The organism is Bradyrhizobium sp. USDA 4473, assembly GCF_054063335.1.
Genome location: NZ_JBSSGE010000001.1, coordinates 427,022 through 446,256, shown reverse-complemented (window position 1 = coordinate 446,256; position 19,235 = coordinate 427,022). Strand labels below are relative to the sequence as shown.

Annotated in this window: 15 protein-coding genes and 3 pseudogenes; 13 read left to right on the top strand and 5 right to left on the bottom strand. The window is 64.9% G+C overall.

Annotated features, from left to right (window positions below; all coding sequences use genetic code 11):
- Nucleotides 1-97 precede the first annotated feature (97 nt).
- The 3 genes from ACVW17_RS02140 (at nt 98) to ACVW17_RS02130 (ending at nt 3,637) form a co-directional block, all read left to right on the top strand.
- Nucleotides 98-1,225 carry an alkene reductase gene (locus tag ACVW17_RS02140; RefSeq protein WP_456750255.1) on the top strand — a complete coding sequence of 376 codons (1,128 nt, stop codon included), beginning with the start codon at nt 98-100 and terminating at the stop codon, nt 1,223-1,225.
- Nucleotides 1,226-1,329: 104 nt separating this feature from the next.
- Complete coding sequence (locus tag ACVW17_RS02135) at nt 1,330-1,845, top strand: GFA family protein (protein WP_456750254.1); 516 nt, start codon at nt 1,330-1,332, stop codon at nt 1,843-1,845.
- A gap of 127 nt (nt 1,846-1,972) precedes the next feature.
- A complete protein-coding gene (locus ACVW17_RS02130; protein WP_456750253.1) occupies nt 1,973-3,637 on the top strand; it encodes a thiamine pyrophosphate-binding protein in 1,665 nt (554 codons plus the stop codon).
- A gap of 177 nt (nt 3,638-3,814) precedes the next feature.
- Here the strand turns inward: ACVW17_RS02130 and ACVW17_RS02125 are convergent.
- Nucleotides 3,815-5,192 (bottom strand): annotated as a pseudogene (locus ACVW17_RS02125) (LLM class flavin-dependent oxidoreductase).
- A 225-nt stretch (nt 5,193-5,417) separates the two neighbouring features.
- Here ACVW17_RS02125 and ACVW17_RS02120 point away from each other — a divergent pair.
- The 3 genes from ACVW17_RS02120 (at nt 5,418) to ACVW17_RS02110 (ending at nt 9,466) form a co-directional block, all read left to right on the top strand.
- Nucleotides 5,418-6,797, top strand: coding sequence for a M20 family metallopeptidase (locus ACVW17_RS02120; protein WP_456750251.1), 1,380 nt, complete (start codon nt 5,418-5,420; stop codon nt 6,795-6,797).
- A gap of 273 nt (nt 6,798-7,070) precedes the next feature.
- On the top strand, nt 7,071-8,360 hold the full coding sequence (locus tag ACVW17_RS02115; RefSeq protein WP_456750250.1) for an MFS transporter: 1,290 nt from the start codon (nt 7,071-7,073) through the stop codon (nt 8,358-8,360).
- Nucleotides 8,361-8,626: 266 nt separating this feature from the next.
- Entirely contained in the window at nt 8,627-9,466 is an 840-nt protein-coding gene (locus ACVW17_RS02110; RefSeq protein ID WP_456750249.1) for an IclR family transcriptional regulator, read from the top strand.
- Between the two features lies 1 nt (nt 9,467).
- On the opposite strand, the gene ACVW17_RS02105 is transcribed toward ACVW17_RS02110, so the two are convergent.
- The 3 genes from ACVW17_RS02105 to ACVW17_RS02095 all read right to left on the bottom strand — a co-directional run bounded on the left by ACVW17_RS02105 (nt 9,468) and on the right by ACVW17_RS02095 (nt 12,599).
- Nucleotides 9,468-10,976 carry a tripartite tricarboxylate transporter permease gene (locus ACVW17_RS02105; RefSeq protein WP_456750248.1) on the bottom strand — a complete coding sequence of 503 codons (1,509 nt, stop codon included), beginning with the start codon at nt 10,974-10,976 and terminating at the stop codon, nt 9,468-9,470.
- Nucleotides 10,977-10,983: 7 nt separating this feature from the next.
- The gene (locus tag ACVW17_RS02100) at nt 10,984-11,469 is read right to left on the bottom strand and encodes a tripartite tricarboxylate transporter TctB family protein (protein ID WP_456750247.1); all 486 of its coding nucleotides are present in this window, start codon (nt 11,467-11,469) and stop codon (nt 10,984-10,986) included.
- Nucleotides 11,470-11,633: 164 nt separating this feature from the next.
- Nucleotides 11,634-12,599, bottom strand: a complete 966-nt coding sequence (locus ACVW17_RS02095; protein WP_456756298.1) for a Bug family tripartite tricarboxylate transporter substrate binding protein — start codon at nt 12,597-12,599, stop codon at nt 11,634-11,636.
- Nucleotides 12,600-12,980: 381 nt separating this feature from the next.
- On the opposite strand from ACVW17_RS02095, the gene ACVW17_RS02090 reads away from it, so the two are divergent.
- From ACVW17_RS02090 to ACVW17_RS02060, 7 genes and pseudogenes are all read left to right on the top strand, one after another.
- Nucleotides 12,981-13,397, top strand: a complete 417-nt coding sequence (locus ACVW17_RS02090; RefSeq protein ID WP_456750246.1) for a hypothetical protein — start codon at nt 12,981-12,983, stop codon at nt 13,395-13,397.
- Nucleotides 13,394-14,257: an alpha/beta fold hydrolase gene (locus ACVW17_RS02085; protein WP_456750245.1), complete on the top strand. Its 864-nt coding sequence runs from the start codon at nt 13,394-13,396 to the stop codon at nt 14,255-14,257. Before ACVW17_RS02090 ends, ACVW17_RS02085 begins: the two co-directional genes overlap by 4 nt.
- Nucleotides 14,258-14,285: 28 nt before the next feature.
- Nucleotides 14,286-15,203, top strand: a complete 918-nt coding sequence (locus ACVW17_RS02080; RefSeq protein ID WP_456750244.1) for an amino acid ABC transporter substrate-binding protein — start codon at nt 14,286-14,288, stop codon at nt 15,201-15,203.
- A gap of 154 nt (nt 15,204-15,357) precedes the next feature.
- A pseudogene (locus ACVW17_RS02075) lies at nt 15,358-16,090 on the top strand (amino acid ABC transporter permease).
- A gap of 2 nt (nt 16,091-16,092) precedes the next feature.
- Nucleotides 16,093-16,785, top strand: coding sequence for an amino acid ABC transporter permease (locus tag ACVW17_RS02070; protein WP_456750242.1), 693 nt, complete (start codon nt 16,093-16,095; stop codon nt 16,783-16,785).
- A gap of 19 nt (nt 16,786-16,804) precedes the next feature.
- Nucleotides 16,805-17,536 carry an amino acid ABC transporter ATP-binding protein gene (locus tag ACVW17_RS02065; protein WP_456750241.1) on the top strand — a complete coding sequence of 244 codons (732 nt, stop codon included), beginning with the start codon at nt 16,805-16,807 and terminating at the stop codon, nt 17,534-17,536.
- A gap of 206 nt (nt 17,537-17,742) precedes the next feature.
- A pseudogene (locus ACVW17_RS02060) lies at nt 17,743-18,604 on the top strand (D-amino-acid transaminase).
- 150 nt (nt 18,605-18,754) lie between these two features.
- On the opposite strand, the gene ACVW17_RS02055 reads toward ACVW17_RS02060, so the two are convergent.
- The gene (locus tag ACVW17_RS02055) at nt 18,755-19,213 is read right to left on the bottom strand and encodes a carboxymuconolactone decarboxylase family protein (RefSeq protein ID WP_456750239.1); all 459 of its coding nucleotides are present in this window, start codon (nt 19,211-19,213) and stop codon (nt 18,755-18,757) included.
- Between the last annotated feature and the right edge of the window lie 22 nt (nt 19,214-19,235).

Genomic DNA, 19,235 nt, shown 5'->3' with positions numbered 1-19,235 from the left:
GAGATAACGGGCATGATCCGGAAAAGTGGCTACCGGTTTTCCGACAAGATCATGCCCACACCATAACGGAAACCACATCAGAATAATCGGGGTAGGCATGAATTCTCCGTCGCTGTTTTCGCCGCTCAAGGTTGGTCCCTATGAGCTGAAGCATCGGGTCGTGATGGCGCCGCTGACGCGGATGCGGGCGGCGCGGCCGAGTCTGGCGCCGCGGCCGATGAATGCGGAATATTATGCGCAGCGCGCCACGCCCGGCGGCCTGCTGATCGCGGAGGCCTCGCCGGTGGTCGCCACCGGCTTCGGCAATCCCGGCGTCCCCGGCATCTACAGCGAGGCCCAGATCGCGGGTTGGCGCGAGGTGGTGGACGCCGTGCACGCCAAGGGCGGGTTGATCTTCCTGCAGCTCTGGCACGTCGGCCGCGTCTCGCATTCCTCGTTCCAGCCCAATGGCGCGCTGCCGGTGGCGCCGTCGGCGGTCGCGATCCCCTCCGAGTTCAAGTGCATGACGGCGGACGGCAAGGTGGTCGAGTACGAGACGCCGCGCGCGCTCGAAACCAGCGAGGTCGCGCTGATGGTCGAGGCCTACCGGCAGGGCGCGAAGAACGCGCTTGCCGCCGGCTTCGACGGCGTCGAGATCCATGGTGCCAATGGCTATCTGATCGAGCAGTTCCTGCAATCGCGCAGCAATCAGCGCACCGACCGGTATGGCGGCGGAATCGAGAACCGCGTCCGCTTCCTGCTGGAGGTGACGCAGGCGGTGACCGAGGTGTGGGGCGCCGACCGCGTCGGCGTGCGGCTCTCGCCCTACGGCATCGCCAACGGCAGCGGCGAGGCCGACCCGATGCCGCTCTACAGCCACGCCATCAAGGCGCTGGACAAGTTCGGGCTCGCCTATCTGCATTTCATCGAGCCGCGCGCCTCCGGCACCGGCCGCGCCGAGGTCGATTGGCAGAACGTGCCGTCGGCGATGGTGCTGTACCGTCCGATGTGGAGCGGCGTGCTGATCACCGCCGGCAATTTCGTCGGCGAAACCGCCGCGAGCGCGGTCGCCGACGGCCATGCCGATGCGATCGCGTTCGGCCGCTACTTCATCTCCAACCCGGATTTGCCGCGTCGGCTGCAGCGCGGCTATCCCTTGACCAAGTACAACCGCGCCACCTTCTACGCCGGCGAGGAGAAGGGCTATACGGATTATCCCGAGCACGACGAATTGGCGCAGGCGTAGACGCGACCCGCGTCATTGCGAGGAGCGAAGCGACGAAGCAATCCATCGCTCCACAGACGCGGCTCGATGGATTGCTTCGCTTTGCTCGCAATGACGGTGTTTATATGTTTCCGGACGACGAGTTCGAGCCGACGAAAAAGCCAAAACCCGTGGCACTCGCAAAGCCCGCTTCCGGCCGATGCCTGTGCGGCAAGGTGCGGTTCGAGATCGACGTGCCGGCGCGCTGGGCCTGGCACGATCACACGCAGGCCAGCCGCCGTGCCCACGGCGCCGTCTACGCGACCTATGTCGGCAGTTGGAAGAAGCGCTTCCGCATCATCCAGGGCGCAAGTGAGCTGTCGCGCTATGAGGATGCCGCGAGCAACACCGTGCGCAGCTTCTGCGCCAATTGCGGCACGCCAATCATCTACGAACGCGCGCGGTCGCCGCACATGGTCAACATCCCGCGCGCGCTGTTCTCGGGTCGCACCGGCCGGCAGCCGCTGTACCACATCGCGATCGAGGAATTGCAGGAATGGGCCTACACCGGCGAGCCGCTGGTGCCGCTGAAGGGCTATCCCGGTGTGGTCTGGCAGCGCTCGAAAAAGAAGAAGCGCAGCGAGCGCGAGGGGATGTTCTAGCGCCCGCCCGGCATCAGGCGCGCGCCTGCGGAATGCGGCCATGACCGGCCGCTCGATTGCTCCACAAGCGCAAGTTTGGTCATCTCCCGGTTCCGTCGGCCAACGCGCCGACGGGCCTGGAGGGAACATGAAGAACCGCATTACCGGCCGCTCGGCCTTTCTGGCGTTGCTGAAGGATGAAGGCGTCACCCATCTGTTCGGCAATCCCGGAACCACCGAACTGCCGATCATGCATGCGCTAAAGGACCATCCCGATCTCACCTATGTGATGGCGATGCAGGAGAGCCTGGTGGTCGCGATGGCCGACGGCTTCAGCCGTGCCTCGGGCAAGCTGGTCGCCTGCAACGTCCATGTCGCGCCCGGCCTCGGCAATGCGATGGGCTCGCTCTATAACGCGAGCTTCACCGGCACGCCGCTGATCCTCACCGCCGGGCAGCAGGAGCAGGGCCACGGCCTCACCGAGCCGGTGCTCTACGGTCCGCTGGTCCAGATGGCGACGCCGCTGGTCAAATGGGCGGTCGAGGTGACCCGGCTGGAGGATTTGCCGCGCATCGTGCGCCGCGCCGCCAAGATTGCCACCACGCCGCCGACCGGGCCGGTGTTCATCTCGTTGCCCGGCGATATCCTCAATGCCGAGGCCGGCATCGAGCTCGGCCGTTCCACCCGGGTCGACAGCCGCGTCAGGCCGTCGGAGGAGTCGCTGAAGGCACTGGCCGCGCGCATCCTGAAAGCCGAGCGTCCGGTGATCATCGTCGGCGACGAGATCGTCAAGAGCGATGCGCTGCGCGAGGCCGCCGATCTCGCCGAAACGCTGGGCTGTCCGGCCTGGCAATCGTCGACGCCCTATGGTTCGCATTTCCTCTCCGAAAGCCCGAGCTTCATGGGCGCGATCGCGCGGTTGCAGAAGGTCGCCCGCGACGTGCTGGCGCCGCATGATCTTTTGATCGCGCTCGGCGGCGATCCGCTGCGGATGTCGGTCTACAGCGAGGTCGATCCGTTGCCGGACGGGCTCTCGATCGTGCAGGTCGGCCTGGTCGACAGCGATCTTGCCAGGAACTATGGCGCTGAGATCGCGGTCAAGGCAGATGTGAAGGAAACGCTGCGCGCACTGGTGCCGGCACTCAAGGAAGCGGGCGGCAGCGCGCTGGAGGCGCGCGCAAGGCAAGGCCTCGCGGCGCTTGCAGCGAAGAATTGGACGGCGAAGCGCAAGGCGCTGGTCGAGCAGATCTCGAAGGCGAACCAAACCTCGCCGATCGATCCGGACTGGCTGGCGCTGCAGGTCGTCGAGGCGATGCCTGATAACGCGATCCTGGTCGACGAGGGCCTGACCTCGTCGCGGCAGATCATCGCGCTGCGCGCGCATCGCGATCGCTACGGCTATCACGCGCTGGCGTCGGGCGGCATCGGCTGGGGTCTGCCGGCATCGGTCGGCGTCAGCCTTGCCAATCCGCAGCGCCCGGTGGTCTGCTATTCCGGCGACGGCTCGTCGATGTATTCGATCCAGTCGCTGTGGACCGCGGCCAACCACAAGCTGCCGCTCACCTTCATCATCGTCAACAATGGCGGCTATCGCATCATCAAGCAGCGCCTGCTCGCCTTCCATGGCGACGACAATTATGTCGGCATGGATTTCATCGATCCGCCGGTCGATTTCACCGGCGTCGCGCGCTCGCTCGGGCTCGAGGCCATGAAGGTCACCGACCCGCAGGAGCTGAAGGGCGTGCTGAAGTCGGCCTTCAGCCGTCCGGGTGCGAAGCTGATCGAGGTGGTGGTCAGCAATGCGGTGAATTGAGTTTCACTGAGCGCCCAATCCATCCCCGTCACCCTGAGACGCGCGCAAGAGCGCGTTCCTCAGGATGACGGGACTCCAATCGTAGGTTGGGTTAGAAGGCGTAACCCACCGGCGGTCTCTCATCCACACCGGCGCCTGTTGGACGAAGGCGGTGGGTTACGCTGGCGCTAACCCACCCTACGCAGTTCGATTCACGCGATACCGGCTTGCCGGATGCGTCGCATCGAGCTTCGCACGCCCCTCGCCGAACAGCTTCTCGCGCAGCGTGCCCTTTGCGTACTCTTTCTTGTAGCGGCCGCGCTTCACGAGCTCCGGCACCAGCATGTCGGCGATATCCTCGAAATCGCCGGGCGAGATCGCGAATGCGACGTTGAGGCCGTCGACGTCGGTGTCCTCGAACCATTGCTCGATCTTGTCGGCGACCTGCTCCGGCGTGCCGACCACCACAGGGCCGGCGCCGCCGATGCCGACATGCTCGGCGACCTCGCGCACGGTCCAGACCCGGTCGGGATCGGCGCGGGTGACATTGTCCATCGCGGAGCGGCCGGCGTCGTTCTGCACGTGCCGTACCTCCTGGTCGAGCGAATAGGTCGAGAAGTCGACGCCGGTTCCAGCCCGACATCAGCGCCAGCGCGCCCTCATGGCTGATATGGCTGCGATACTCGGCGTATTTCGCCTGCGCCTCCGCCTCGGTCGGCGCGACCACGACGCACATCATCGAGAACATCAGGATCTCGGCCGCGTTGCGGCCCTTTGCGGCGGCGAGCTCGCGGATCGCCGACACCCGGGGGCCGATCACCTTCGCCGACGGGCCCGACATGAACACGCATTCGGCGTGCTCGGCGGCGAACTGCCGGCCGCGCGGCGAGGTGCCGGCCTGGTAGAGCACCGGCGTGCGCTGCGGCGACGGCTCCGACAGATGGATCGCGTTGAGCCGGTAGTTGGCTCCCTCGTGCTGCACGCGATGCACCTTCTTTGGATCGGTGAAGATGCCGCGCGCGACGTCGCGGATCGCGGCGTCGTCCTCCCAGCTGCCTTCCCAGAGCTTGTAGACCAGCTCCATATATTCGTCGGCGAGCTCGTAGCGGTCGTCATGCGCGGTCTGCTTGTCCTTGCCGGCGCCGCGCGCGGCACTATCGAGATAGCCGGTCACCACGTTCCAGCCGACCCTGCCGTTGGTCAGATGGTCGAGCGTCGACATCCTTCGGGCAAACGGGTAGGGCGGCTCGAAGGAGAGATTGCTGGTGACGCCGAAGCCGAGATTTTCAGTCACTGCGGCCATCGCCGGGATCAGCATCAAGGGCTCGTTGGCCGGGGTCTGCGCCGCGTTGCGCAGCGCCGCATCCGGATTGCCGGCATAGACGTCGTAGACGCCGAGCACGTCGGCGAGGAACAGGCCGTCGAATCGGCCGCGCTCCAGCGTCTTTGCCAGATCGATCCAGTAGGACAGCTTGTTGTAGTCCTTGGTGCGGTCGCGTGGATGGGTCCACAGCCCCGGCGACTGATGCGCCACGCAGTTCATGGCAAAGGCGTTGAGCCGGATCTGTTTTGTCATTGCCGTAACCTTGGTCGAAATCTTGCGCGCCGTGCTGCCCGGTTGGGCGTCCCGCATCAAATTGGTGCGACTTCCCACGTTTTGGCAAGGCCCCCTTCGCGATTCATACCCTTCCGGCGGCCAGCCGATCCCGATAGGTTGCGCACCTTCAGGAGTATGATCCGGATGTGCGAACCAGCTTTCCGGTGGGATCATGCCAAGACGCGACCGGACGAAGGAACAATCATGGCGACACGGGCCGACGCAATCGCAAACGCGCGAGAGCATTTTCAATCGGGACAGTTTCTCAGGGAGCTCGACCGCAGGGTCGGCTACCAGACCGAGAGCCTGAATGCCGACAAGGCCGGTGCGCTGCGCGCCTATCTGGTGGAGAATCTGCAGCCGGCCTTTGCCGAGCTCGATTTCAAAACAAGGCTGATCGACCCGCCGACCGGCCGCGGGCCCTATCTGATCGCGGACTACCAGGAAGATGCCGCGCGGCCGACCGTGTTGACCTATGGCCACGGCGATGTCGTCGACGGCATGGTCGGCGAATGGCGCGACGGGCTCAATCCCTGGCAGACCACGGTCAAGGGCGACCGTGTCTATGGCCGCGGCACCGCCGATAACAAGGGCCAGCATTCGATCAACATGGCGGCGCTGCGGGCGGTGAAGCAGGCGCGCGGCGGCAAGCTCGGCTTCAACGCCAAATTCATCATCGAGACCGGCGAGGAGATCGGTTCGCCCGATCTGCGCGAGGTCTGCGAGGCGCATCGCGAGGAGCTGAAGGCCGATCTGTTCATTGCCTCCGACGGCCCGCGGCTGTCGGCGGAGCGGCCGACCATCTTCCTCGGCTGCCGCGGCGGCAACCGCATCCATCTCGACGTCAATCTGCGCGAGGGCGGCAACCATTCCGGCAATTGGGGCGGCGTGCTCGCCAACCCCGCCACCATCCTGGCGAACGCGATCGCGAGCCTGGTCGACGGCAAGGGCCGCATGAAGCTCGAGATCCTCAAGCCGCCACCGATCTCGAACCGCGTCCGCGCCGCGCTGGCCGATGTCGAGATCAAGCCGACGCCGGACGAACCTCAGCTCGCGGAGGACTGGGGCGAGGAGGGCCTGACCGCGGCCGAGCGGCTCTATGCCTGGAACACGCTCGAAGTGTTGGCGATGTCGTCGGGCAATATCGACAAGCCGGCGAACGCGATCCCCGGCAAGGCGAACGCGGTGCTGCAGCTCCGCTTCGTGGTCGGCACCAAGCATCTCGAGGTGATCGACGCGGTGCGCGATTATCTGCACAACAACGGATTCCCGATGGTCGAGGTCTCCGGCACGCAACGTTTCGGCGCCTCGCGCACCGACATGGACAGCCCGTGGATTGACTGGGCGGCGAATTCGATCCGCGCCACCACCGGCAAGGCGCCGGCGGTGCTGCCGAACTTCGGCGGCTCGCTGCCGAACGACGTCTTCTCCGAGGGGCTCGGCCTGCCGACGATCTGGGTGCCGCACTCCTATCCGGGCTGCTCGCAGCACGCTCCCGACGAGCACATCCTGCTGCCGGTGACCGAAGAGGCGCTGACCATCATGGCCGGCCTGTTCTGGGATCTCGGCGAGGCGAAGCGTTAAGGGTTGACGCGCGTCCTATATCGTTATGTCTGGCCTAAGGCGCGAAGCGCGTCTTCGCCACTCTTGCCGGACATCCGCGCCTTACTCCGTCATCCTGAGGAGCGGCGTCAGCCGCGTCTCGAAGGATCGACGGCCACCAGCCGGGCCGTGCATCCTTCGAGGCTCGCAAGAGCTCGCACCTCAGGATGACGGGGAAGAGGTGCGTGCCCGGCGAGCACAAGGCCGGGTATGCTGAGTTGAGAGACTGTGGCCGACGCTGCCAAGGAAATTCAAATGACACTGTCAACTTCGGCCGGCGCTCAGCACGCAACTGTGGTCGACAAGAAGAACATCACCCGCCTGATCGTGGCGACCTCGGTCGGCAATGCGCTCGAGTGGTACGACATCTCGGTCTACGCCTATTTCGCGGTCTACCTCTCCAAGGCGTTCTTTCCGGCCAATGATCCGACCACATCGCTGCTGCTGACCTTCGGCAGTTTCGGCCTGTCGTTCCTGGTCCGTCCGATCGGCGGCATCGTGCTCGGCGCCTATGCCGACCGGCACGGCCGCAAGGCCTCGCTGATGCTGTCGATCGTGCTGATGACGTTTGGCACGCTGGTGCTGGCGTTGATGCCGACCTTCGAGACCATCGGCATCCTGGCGCCTGTTGCGGTGATGCTGGCGCGGCTGGTGCAGGGATTTTCGGCCGGCGGCGAGTTCGGCTCCTCGACCGCGTTCCTGGTCGAGCACATGCCGGAGCGGCGCGGCTTCGTCGCGAGCTGGCAGTTCGCCAGCCAGGGCGTCAGCGGCCTGCTCGGCGCCGGCTTCGGCGCGCTGCTGACGTCGGTGATGAGCCCGGAGGATCTGCAATCCTGGGGCTGGCGGCTGCCGTTCCTGTTCGGCGTGCTGATCGGCCCGGTCGGCATCTACATCCGCAACCATGTCGACGACGCGACGCCGCCGCCCGGGGCCGGCAAGCAGGATTCGCCGGTCCCGGAGGTGCTCGTGCGGCAGAAGCTCGCCACGCTGCTCGCAATCGGCGCGCTCGCGGTGTCGACCGCGGTGAATTATCTGATCGTCTACATGCCGACCTACGTCGTGAAGACGCTGAAGCTGCCGCCGACGGTCGGGTTCATGGCGGCGCTGGTCGCGCAGACCGCGGTCGCGCTGCTGGCGCCGATCGCAGGATACGTCTCCGACAAGATCGGACGCACCACGCACATGATCCTGTTTGCGCTATTGCTATTGGTGTCGATCTTTCCGGCCTTCCTGCTGCTCACCGGCAAGCCGACGCCTGTCATCATCCTGCTCGGCGTGCTCTGGCTCGGCGTGCTCAAGTCGCTGTACTACGGGCCGCTGGCCGCGCTGATGTCGGAGCTGTTTCCGCCGGCGACGCGTGCGACCGGGCTCGGTCTCAGCTACAACATCGGCGTCACATTGTTCGGCGGCATGGGGCCGGCGATCATGACCTGGATGGGTGGCTTTGCGCTGATCGGCCAGCTCGCGCCGGGCTATTATCTCACCGCGGTTTGCATCCTCAGCCTTGGCGCGCTGTTCACCATCCGGAGGATGCGGCTGGCATGATCGGAAAAGTGCGACGCGGCTTTTCCTCGCGACAAACGCGGAGCGCGTTTGCGCGGAGATCATGCTCAAATGGCGCCTGATTTCGCGAAGCGAAATTCGGATACCTTTGTTGCTGCAAAGCAGCGTAGATCATCGAAATCGAAGTTTCATCTGACGAAAGTATACGGTGTCCGGCACGCATCATCCGTCTTAGGATGAGGTGCGCCGGACGCGCCACTCGTCGTGCCCGGTTCAAGGTTTGGAATTGAGGCAAGGAAGGCCAGGGCATGAACGCCTCCACGACTGCGACCGCGCGCACCAGCCGCAAGAGGCCATCACCGGAGCCGGGCCAACCCGACAAGTTCAACGCGATCCAGAAAGTCTGCGCGATCCTGCGGGTGCTGGCGCAGCGCTCGCCGCTGCGGCTGACCGACATCGCCGACACCACCTCGCTGAACAAGGCGACGGCGCTGCGCATCCTCAATTCGCTGATCGAGGAGGGTTTTGTCTCCAGGGTCGCCGGTGCCAAGACCTACGAGCTCGGCCAAGAAGCGCGGGTGATGGCGGTCGGCGCGCGCCGCTCGGTCGACATCGCCGAGCTGGCACAGCCGAGCCTGCTGCGGCTGTCGGAACGTTCGGCCGATACCGCGCTGTTGTCGGTACGATCCGGCGTCGAGGCGCTGTATCTGGCGCGCTCGGTCGGCAACCATCCGCTGCAGCCGAACTATTTGCAGATCGGCAGCCGCCGTCCGCTCGGCGTCGGTGCCGGCGCGCTGGCGCTGCTGGTCTGGCTGCCGGATGCCGAGATCGAGGCCGTGATCGAGGTGATCGTGCCGCGGCTGGCGAAATCGCCGCGCATCACGCCAAAGTTTCTGCGCGAGCGGATCGCGGTGGCGCGCAAGGCCGGTCATACCGTGCTGCTCGACGCCGCATTCCCCGGAATGGGCGGCGTCGGCGTTCCGGTCCGCGACGATGCCGGCGAGGTGGTCGCGGCGCTCTCGATCGGTGCCGCAACCGACCGCATCCGCCGCCGCGAAGCCGAGCTCGCCGACATGCTGAAGAAGGAAGCCCAGGTGCTGGCCCGCGCCTTGGCCCAGGCGCCGAAGCCCGGCCGCAGCGTCAAGTGACTTAAGCCCCCTCGTCCAGTGCCACCAGCTCGCGCTTCCTGCGCAGCGACGGGAGCAGCGGGCCGACCAAGAGCACCAGCGCGAAGGCGAGGCAGATCGCCGAGATCGGCCGCTCCACGAAGGTCATCAGGTCGCCCTGGGAGAGGATCAGCGACTTGCGCAGATTGTTCTCCAGCATCGGCCCGAGCACGAAGGCGAGCACCAGCGGCGCCGGCTCGTAGCCGAGCTTGCGCATGAAATAGCCGATCACGCCGAACGCGATCATGACGTGGACGTCGAACACGTTGTTGCTGGAGCAGTAGACGCCGATGATGGTGAACAGGATGATCAGCGGGAACAGCACGTTGTAGGGCAGCCGCAGCAGCTGCACCCACATGCCGATCATCGGCAGATTGAGCACGAGCAGCATCAGATTGCCGATATACATGCTGGCGACGATGCCCCAGAACAGCGTCGGGTTCTGCGAGATCATCAGCGGTCCCGGCTGCAGGCCGTGGATCACGAAGGCGCCGAGCAGCAGCGCCATCACGACGTTCGGCGGGATGCCAAGCGTCATCAGCGGAATGAAGGCGCCGCCGGCCGCGGAATTGTTGGCCGATTCCGGCCCCGCGACGCCTTCGATCGCGCCATGGCCGAACCGCTCCGGATGCTTCGAGAGCCGCTTCTCCAGCGCATAGGATGCAAACGACGCCACCACGGCGCCGCCGCCGGGCAGGATGCCGAGGAAGAAGCCGAGCACGGTGCCGCGCGCCACCGGACCGCTGCTCGCCTTCCAGTCCTCCTTGCTCGGCAGCAGCTGGGTGATCCTGGTCTTGATGATGTCGCGCTTGATCGCCTGCTCGGTGTTGAGCAGCACCTCGGCGACGCCGAACAGGCCCATCACGACAGGCACGAGGCCGATGCCGTCGATCAGCTCGATACGGCCGAAGGTCAGCCGCGGCTGCGCGGTGATGCTGTCGAGCCCGACCAGGCCGAGCACGACGCCGATGCAGGCCATCAGCAGCGCTTTCGCCATCGAGCCCTGGGTGAGGAAGGTCAACACGACAAGGCCGAGCACCATCAGGCTGAAATATTCGGCCGGGCCGAACGCGATCGCGACGCTGGCGAGCGAGGGCGCCACCAGCATCAAGGCGACCAGCGAGAAGGTGCCGGCGATGAACGAGCCGAACGCGGAGATGCCGAGCGCCGGTCCGGCGCGGCCCTGCTTGGCCATCTGGTGGCCGTCGATGCAGGTGACCACGGAGGCGGCCTCGCCGGGAATGTTGACCAGGATCGAGGTGGTCGAGCCGCCATACATCGAGCCGTAATAGATGCCGGCCATCATGATGATGCCGGATTCCGCCGTGCCGGACAGCGTCACCGGCAGCAGCAGCGACATCGCCGAGATCGGGCCGATGCCGGGCAGCACGCCGACCAGCGTGCCGATGAAGACGCCGATGAAGCAGTAGAGCAAATTGACCGGCAGCAGCGCGATGCCGAGGCCGTGGGCGACGTTGACGAGAGTATCCATGGGCAGCTCAACCGATCTCGAACAGGCCGCTCGGCAACTGGATCGCGAGCAGGTGCTTCAGCACCCACCACATCCCGAGCGGGGCAAGGATGGACAGCGGGATGGCGAGCGACCAGCGCACCGGATCGATCACGCGCAGCAGCAACAGCATCAGCGGGATCGCCGACAGCAGGAAGCCGAGCGGCTCCAGCGCAAAGGCGAATGCGGCGAGGCAGGCGATGACGAGCACCGGCTTGCCCCAGCGCGCATTCTGCCAGCGCGACGCGAAAGTCGGCCCGCCCTCGGTGACCGCCGCGACCATGATCGAGACCGCGAACACGCACATCAGGATGCCGGTGTAGAACAGCACGTAGCCGGAGCCGGGATCGTTGATGGTGCCGAGCTTGAGCTTCAGGCCGGACCAGATCACGAAGAGGCCGAGCCCGAGCCCGATCAGACCGCCCCAGAGCTCGGAGTTGTTGAGGCGGAGTTTCACGTTGGTTTGGTCTGTCATGAGGAATGCTCTCGTCGCGTCGCAAGGGGGCATCGACCTATCCCCGTCATTGCGAGCGAAGCGAAGCAATCCATTTCACCGCGTCTGCGGAAAGATGGATTGCTTCGTCGCTTCGCTCCTCGCAATGACGGATAACGACGGGTGAGGCCTGTCGATTGTGCCTGCTACTTCTTCGCCAGGCCGAGCGTGTCGATCACCTTGCGCTCGGACTCGGTGACCTCGACCACGAATTTCTTGTAGTCCTCGGTGTTCTTGTAGTTCGGCACCATGTCGTATTTGGCAAGCGTTGCGATCACCGCGGGGTCCTCGATCGCCTTCTTGAAGGCGTCGTGCAGCTTGGCGACGATCTTGGGATCCATGCCCTTGGGGCCAGCGATGCCGAACGGCGAGTCGTAGATCATGGGATAGCCGAGCTCCTTCAGCGTCGGCACGTCGGGATAGTTCGGCGAGCGCGTGCCGGTCCACACCATCAACAGGCGGAGCTTGCCGGCGTCGACCAGCGGCCGCCAGCCGGTGGAATCGGCCTGCAGCATGGTGTGCTGGCCGAGCACCGCGGCGTTGGTCTCGGCGCCGCCCTTGAACGGCACCTGGGTCAGCTTGATCCCGGCCATCAACGCGATCTGCTCCATGCCGACATGGAGCGAGGTGCCGGTGCCGGGCGAGGCGTAGGTCACCTTGCCGGGATTCTTCTTGGCGAAATCGACCACGTCCTGCCAGCTCTTGAACTGCGAGTCCGCATTGGTCGTGACGCCGAAGGTGTAGCCGGTGAGGTGCACGATGTAGGAGAAATCCTTCGCCGGATCCCACGACACCTCCTGCATCAGGGGCAGGCGAAACACCGTGATGGGGATCTGCGCGATGGTGTAGCCGTCGGGCTTGGCGCCGGCGGCCATCGTCGCCGGGCCCACGGTGCCGCCGCCACCCGCCTTGTTGTCGACCGCGATCGGTTGGCCCAGCACCTTGGAGGCGCTCTCGGCGATCGCGCGCATCGAGATATCGGTCGAGCCGCCCGCCGGCCACGGCACGATCAGCGTGATCGGCTTGGTCGGATAATCCTGCGCTTGCGCTGCAACCGACACCAGCATGCCGGCGGCGGCGAGCAGGACCATCAAGCGATTGCGCTGCGACATCTCGTTCTCTCCCTGGTGGCCGCGTTCGATCGCGGCCGCGTCTTGTTCGGTGTTGGCAATGATCGTCCCTGTCATTCGCAAGGACACAGGGCGCATAGGACAGAACGCGGCGGACAACGGAAGAGCGAAGGCAGGGGCTGCGACAATTGGCCTGCCGCGCCGTGCGACGCCCTGCCGAGCCGCGGAATTCAATCGGTCTTTGGTCTGAGCTGACTGGCCGTTTCCGGCAGCATGCGCGGTGGGCCGCGCCTGACCGGCAAGCCGGGTTTGGTCAAGCGAATTATCCAGGGAACCCAAGGGCATCCGAGGGCATCGGCGCCTTGCGGGATCGCAGCCTTCCAGTCATCATGGGCGATCCGCCGCAGGAAGCTTCCCCGACTGATGACGCTCTCGCCCGACGCCACCGACGACGCTGTGACGACGGCGTTTGCCGGCCTTCCCGCATTGCTTGACCAGGCTCCCATGCTGGTCGCGCGCGGGCGGCTGCTCGATTGCGACTGCCTGCTCGGGGAGTTGGCGCGGCCGTTTCATGCCACGATCCGCACCGGGCGCATCGTCGAGCTCAAGCCTGCGCCGGTCCTGATGCGCTCGTGGCGCTTTGCCTATCGTGCGACGCCGCAGGCCTGGGCCGCCTATTGGCAGGCCGAGCCGAAGCCCGGCTGGCATGATCTCTTGGCGCTGACCAAGCGCGGCGAGGCGGTGCTGGAAGGCGATCTCCATCCCTTCATGACGCATCTGCAGTACTTCAAGGACCTGCTGGCGCTGCCGCGGCAGCAATTCGCGGCGGGCGCAACATGAGCGGCGCCATCATGAACGGCCACATCGAGCCGATGGTCGGCCGCTACGTTCACGTCGAGATCGGCGGCGAGCTGCACCGGATCTATTTCGAGGAGAACGGCGAGGGCGTGCCGCTGCTCTGCCTGCACACCGCGGGATCGGATGCGCGACAGTGGCGGCATCTGCTCGCTGACGCGCAATTTGCCGAAAATTTCCGCATCATTGCCTTCGATATGCCCTGGCATGGCAAGTCGAATCCGCCGAAGAGCTGGACCGGCGATGAATACCAACTCACCACAGCACGCTACACCGAGACCATCCGCGCCTTCTGCCGTGCGCTGCGGCTGGAGAAGCCGGTCGTGATGGGCTGTTCGATCGGCGGCCGCATCGTGCTGAATCTCGCGATCGAACATGCCGCCGAATTCCGCGCGCTGATCGGGCTCGAGGCCGCCGACTTCCAGGCGCCGTGGTACGACACCGGCTGGCTGAACCGTCCGGACGTTCACGGCGGCGAAGTCTGCGCCGCGCTGGTGTCGGGACTGATTGCGCCGCAGAGCCCGCAAGCCTCGCGGATGGAAACGCTGTGGGCCTACAAGCAGGGCGGCCCGGGCGTGTTCAAGGGCGATCTGTATTTCTACCGTGTCGATGGCGACCTGCGCGGCCAGGTCGCGTCAATCGATACTAAAGTATGCAAGCTGTATCTGCTCACGGGCGAGTATGATTTCTCCTGCACGCCCGAGGACACGAGGCGGACCGCAGCGGCAATAGGGGGCGCCAGCGTCACGATCATGGAGAAGCTCGGTCATTTTCCGATGAGCGAGAATCCGGAGCAGTTTCGCCGCTACATCGCACCCGTCCTCGCCGACATTCTCATGCACTAGATCGACGTTTCCACGAAGGAGTAGACGTATGACATCCAAATATCTCATCGGCTTCGCGCTCGCCGCCGCGCTCGGCGCGAGCCAGGCGCAGGCCCAGGAGCTGACCGGCACGCTGAAGAACATCAAGGACACCGGCGCGATCACGCTCGGCTACCGCGATTCCTCGATCCCGTTCTCCTATCTCGACGACAACCAGAAGCCCATCGGCTACGCCATGGACATCTGCTACAAGATCGTCGACGCGATCAAGAAGGAGCTCAAGCTCGACAAGCTCGAGGTCAAGCTCAACCCGGTGACCTCGGCGACGCGCATCCCGCTGATGGCCAACGGCACCGTCGACCTCGAATGCGGTTCGACCACCAACAATGCCGAGCGCCAGAAGCAGGTCTCCTTCACCAACTCGCACTTCCTGACCGCGAGCCGCTACGTCACCAAGAAGGCGAACAAGATCAATTCGATCGATGACCTGAAGGGCAAGACGGTGGTGTCGACCGCCGGCACCACCAACATCAAGCAGCTCACCGAGGCCAACCTGGCGCGGGGCTTGAGCGTCAACATCATCCCGGCCAAGGATCATGCCGAGGCCTTCCTGATGGTCGAGACCGATCGTGCGGTTGCCTTCGTGATGGACGACATCCTGCTCGCGAGCCTCGTCGCCGGCTCGAAGTCGCCGGACGACTACGTCATCTCCAAGGATGCGTTCTCCAAGCCCGAGCCCTACGGCATCATGCTGCGCAAGGACGATGCGCCGTTCAAGAAGGTCGTCGACGCCGCCACGGCCGCGCTCTACACCAGCGGCGAGGGCCAGAAGATCTACGACAAGTGGTTCACCCAGAAGATCCCGCCGAAGGGCCTCAATCTCAACTCGCCGGCTGGACCGGAGATGAAGAAGCAGTTTGCGAAGCCGTCGGATTCGCCCGATCCCGATGCCTATCTGGTGAACTGATTGCACGGCCGAGTTTGACCCGTCGCCCCTCGGCGGCGGGTCCCGAAAGTGAGTATGTCCGGCCATTTTGGAGGAAGATGGCCGGACATTTGCATAGACGCCGCGCGCCAAGTCGGCGTAATGCGTGATCGCCGCGGCCGCGCGTGGGGGACCTGTGAACTATAATTGGAACTGGCACATCTTTCTTGAGCCGAACCCGATGGGGACCGGCACCTATCTCGACCTGCTGCTGTCGGGACTGGTGGTCACTGTCAAGGTGTCGGTGCTCGCCTGGATCATCGCGCTGGTGACCGGCTCGGTGATCGGCGTGCTGCGCACGCTGCCGTCGAAGACGGCGTCGTGGATCGGCTTCTGCTGGGTCGAGTTCTTCCGCAACATGCCGCTGCTGGTGCAGCTGTTCCTCTGGTTCTTCGTGCTGCCCGAGCTGCTGCCCAAATCCGCCGGGCTGTGGCTGAAGCAGCTGCCGAACGCACCGTTCTGGACCGCCGCGATCGGCGTCGGCCTGTTCATGTCGGCGCGCGTCGCCGTGCAATTGCAGGCCGCGCATCACCTCGCTGCCGCGCGGCCAGAAGCAGGCCTCGACCGCGCTCGGCCTCACCACGGTGCAGACCTATCGCTACGTGCTGCTGCCGATGGCCTTCCGCATCATCCTGCCGCCGCTGACCTCCGAATTCCTCAACACCATCAAGAACAGCGCGGTCGCCATCACCATCGGCCTGATCGAATTGACCGGCGAGGCCCGCTCGATGCAGGAATTCTCGTTCCAGGTGTTCGAGGCCTTCACTGCGGCGACCGTGCTCTATCTTCTCCTCAATTTCGTCGTGGTGACCGCGATGCGCTTCCTCGAGCGCTATGTTGCGATCCCCGGCTACATCACGGGCAAATGACGATGCTCGGCAATTTCGATTTCGACGTCATCCGCCGCGCGCTGCCCTATCTGTTCTTCGAGGGCATGCGCTTCACGCTGACCCTGACGGCGCTTGCTGCGTTCGGCGGCCTGGTGTTCGGCACCCTGATCGCCCTGATGCGGTTGTCGAGCTACAAATGGCTCGGGCGCATCGCGGGCCTTTATGTCGACTTCATCCGCTCGCTGCCGCTGGTGCTGGTGATCTTCTGGTTCTACTTCCTGGTGCCCTATATCGGGCAGTGGCTGACCGGAGCGTCGCGGCCGATCACGGTCGGCGCCTTTGCCTCCTCGCTGATCACCTTCATCGCATTCGAGGCGGCCTATTTCTCCGAGATCATGCGCGCCGGCATCCAGTCGATCTCGAAGGGCCAGCCGGCCGCGGCTAGCGCGCTCGGCCTGACCTACGCGCAGTCGATGCGCTACGTCGTGCTGCCGCAGGCGTTCCGCAACATGCTGCCGGTGCTGCTGACGCAGACCATCGTGCTGTTCCAGGACACCTCGCTGGTCTACGTGCTGTCGATCCCGGATTTCCTCGGCGCCGCCAGCAAGGTCGCGCAGCGCGACGGCCGTCTGGTCGAAATGTACCTGTTCGCCGCGCTGGTCTACTTCGTCATTTCCTGTGTCGCATCCTTTGGTGTCCGCCGCCTGCAGGCGCGCATCGCCATCGTTCGCTGATCAAACGAGCTGAGCCATCATGATCGAGATCAATCACGTCAACAAATGGTACGGGCCGGCCTTCCAGGTGCTGAAGGACTGCACCACCAGCGTCGCCAAGGGCGAGGTGGTGGTGGTCTGCGGCCCCTCCGGCTCGGGCAAGTCGACCCTGATCAAATGCGTCAATGCGCTGGAGCCGATCCAGGGCGGCGACATCACGCTCGACGGCGTCAAGGTCAACGATCCCAAGACCGACCTGCCGAAGCTGCGCTCGCGCGTCGGCATGGTGTTCCAGCATTTCGAGCTGTTCCCGCATCTGCGCATCATCGACAATCTCTGCCTCGCGCAGGAGAAGGTGCTGGGCCGCAAGCATGACGGGGCCATGGCCAAGGGCATGAAGCTTTTGGAGCGCGTCGGGCTGAAGGATCACGCCAAAAAGTTTCCCGCCGAATTGTCCGGCGGCCAGCAGCAGCGCGTCGCGATCGCCCGCGCGCTGGCGATGGACCCGATCGCGATGCTGTTCGACGAGCCGACCTCGGCGCTCGACCCGGAAATGATCAGCGAGGTGCTCGACGTCATGGTCGACCTCGCCCGCGAGGGCATGACCATGATGGTGGTGACCCACGAAATGGGCTTCGCCAATAAGGTCGCCGACCGCGTCATCTTCATGGACCGCGGCGAGATCGTCGAGGATGCCAAGAAGGCCGACTTCTTCGGCACGCCGCGCAGCGACCGCGCGCAGAAGTTCCTGTCGAAGATCCTGCAGCATTAGGGGGCGTCGTTCTCTCCACTCCGTCATTCCGGGGCTCGCGAAGCGAGAGCCCGGAGTCCATTGGGCCGCATCTTCTGCTGTGAAATGGATTCCGGGCTCGCGCCTCTGGCGCGCCCCGGAATGACGGTGGGGAGAGGGTTTATCCCCGTTAACAATTTGCGTATACGAAAGCCCAGAACTCCCCCTTCGTCCGCAGGAGAACTCGCGTGGAAAAGATCGCTTACGTCAACGGCTCGTACGTGCCGCATTCCGAGGCCAAGGTCTCGGTGTTCGACCGCGGTTTCCTGTTCGCCGACGGCATCTATGAGGTGGCGGCGGTGCTCGAGGGCAAGCTGATCGACAACGCCTCGCATCTGGCGCGGCTGAAACGTTCGGTCGGCGAGATCCAGCTGGCGCTGCCGGAGACGCTGGAGCGGATCGAGGAGATCCAGAAGGAGCTGGTCAAGCGCAACAACCTCGTCAACGGCATGGTCTATCTCGAGGTAACCCGCGGCGCCGACAAAGGCCGCGATTTCGCGTTCCCGACGGCCGACGTCAAGCCGACGCTGGTCATGTTCACCTCGGAAAAGGACATCATCAACGCGCCCTCGGCCAAGACCGGCATCAAGGTCATCACGGTGCCCGACATCCGCTGGGAACGGCGCGACATCAAGAGCGTGGCGCTGCTCGCGCAGGTGCTGGCCAAGCAGGCCGCGGCCGCGGCCGGCGCCCGGCGAAGCCTGGATGATCGAGGACGGCAAGATCACCGAGGGCGGCTCGTCGTCGTCCTTCATCGTCACCCAGGACGACGTCATCGTGACCCGACAGAACGGCAACGAGATCCTGCCCGGCTGCACCCGCAAGGCGGTGGTCAAGCTCGCCGAGGAGCGCCAGCTGCGCATCGAGGAACGCGCCTTCACGGTCGCCGAAGCACTCGCCGCCAAGGAAGCCTTCATCACCAGCGCCTCGGTGTTCGTGCAGGGCGTGGTCGCAATCGACGGCAAGGCGGTCGGCAGCGGCAAGGTCGGCCCGATCACCGACCGCCTGCGCGAGATCTATGTCGAGTTCGCGCGGGCGACCGCGGTTTAATCTGTCCCTATTCACGCTGTCATCGCCCGGCTCGACCGGGCGATCCAGTATTCCAGATGCCGCGGTGCTCGAGCCGAGAAGCCGCGGCGTACTGGATGCCCCGCATGAAGCGGGGCATGACAGCTGAATATTTGGCGATCAGTATCGCCCTCAAGCTGCGACCTTCACTTTCACCGGATGCACTGCGCGGAAGCCGATGGCGATCCGGTTCCAGGCGTTGATCGCGCCGATCAGCGTGGTCAGGTTGACCAGCTCGCCGTCCGAGAACTGCGCACGTACCGCCTCATAGTCGGCATCGGGCGCGTGCGTGTCTGCAACCAGCGTCAGCGCTTCGGTCCAGGCCAGCGCCGCGCGCTCGCGCTCGGAGTAGAGCGGTGACTCGCGCCAGGCATTGAGCAGATAGAGCCGCTGCTCGGTCTCGCCATGCTTGCGGGCGTCCTCGGTGTGCATGTTGATGCAGTAGGCGCAGCCGTTGATCTGCGAGGCGCGGGTCTTCACCAGTTCGATCAGCGATTGCTCGAGGCCGCTCGCGGTGATCTGGCTTTCCACCGCAACCAGCGCTTTGATGGTTTCGGGGGCGGCCTGGTAGAAGTTCATCCGGGGTTTCATGCTCGTTCTCCGTGGTTGTGGG

Excerpts from the sequence above, each read along its gene's own strand:
- ACVW17_RS02135 (WP_456750254.1), top strand. The coding sequence starts at position 1,330 with ATGTTTCCGGACGACGAGTTCGAGCCGACGAAAAAGCCAAAACCCGTG.
- ACVW17_RS02100 (WP_456750247.1), bottom strand. The coding sequence starts at position 11,469 with ATGACAGACCAAACCAACGTGAAACTCCGCCTCAACAACTCCGAGCTC.
- ACVW17_RS02140 (WP_456750255.1), top strand. The coding sequence starts at position 98 with ATGAATTCTCCGTCGCTGTTTTCGCCGCTCAAGGTTGGTCCCTATGAG.
- ACVW17_RS02090 (WP_456750246.1), top strand. The coding sequence starts at position 12,981 with ATGACGCTCTCGCCCGACGCCACCGACGACGCTGTGACGACGGCGTTT.
- ACVW17_RS02115 (WP_456750250.1), top strand. The coding sequence starts at position 7,071 with ATGACACTGTCAACTTCGGCCGGCGCTCAGCACGCAACTGTGGTCGAC.
- ACVW17_RS02105 (WP_456750248.1), bottom strand. The coding sequence starts at position 10,976 with ATGGATACTCTCGTCAACGTCGCCCACGGCCTCGGCATCGCGCTGCTG.
- ACVW17_RS02065 (WP_456750241.1), top strand. The coding sequence starts at position 16,805 with ATGATCGAGATCAATCACGTCAACAAATGGTACGGGCCGGCCTTCCAG.
- ACVW17_RS02055 (WP_456750239.1), bottom strand. The coding sequence starts at position 19,213 with ATGAAACCCCGGATGAACTTCTACCAGGCCGCCCCCGAAACCATCAAA.
- ACVW17_RS02130 (WP_456750253.1), top strand. The coding sequence starts at position 1,973 with ATGAAGAACCGCATTACCGGCCGCTCGGCCTTTCTGGCGTTGCTGAAG.
- ACVW17_RS02070 (WP_456750242.1), top strand. The coding sequence starts at position 16,093 with ATGCTCGGCAATTTCGATTTCGACGTCATCCGCCGCGCGCTGCCCTAT.
- ACVW17_RS02095 (WP_456756298.1), bottom strand. The coding sequence starts at position 12,599 with ATGTCGCAGCGCAATCGCTTGATGGTCCTGCTCGCCGCCGCCGGCATG.
- ACVW17_RS02120 (WP_456750251.1), top strand. The coding sequence starts at position 5,418 with ATGGCGACACGGGCCGACGCAATCGCAAACGCGCGAGAGCATTTTCAA.
- ACVW17_RS02080 (WP_456750244.1), top strand. The coding sequence starts at position 14,286 with ATGACATCCAAATATCTCATCGGCTTCGCGCTCGCCGCCGCGCTCGGC.
- ACVW17_RS02085 (WP_456750245.1), top strand. The coding sequence starts at position 13,394 with ATGAGCGGCGCCATCATGAACGGCCACATCGAGCCGATGGTCGGCCGC.
- ACVW17_RS02110 (WP_456750249.1), top strand. The coding sequence starts at position 8,627 with ATGAACGCCTCCACGACTGCGACCGCGCGCACCAGCCGCAAGAGGCCA.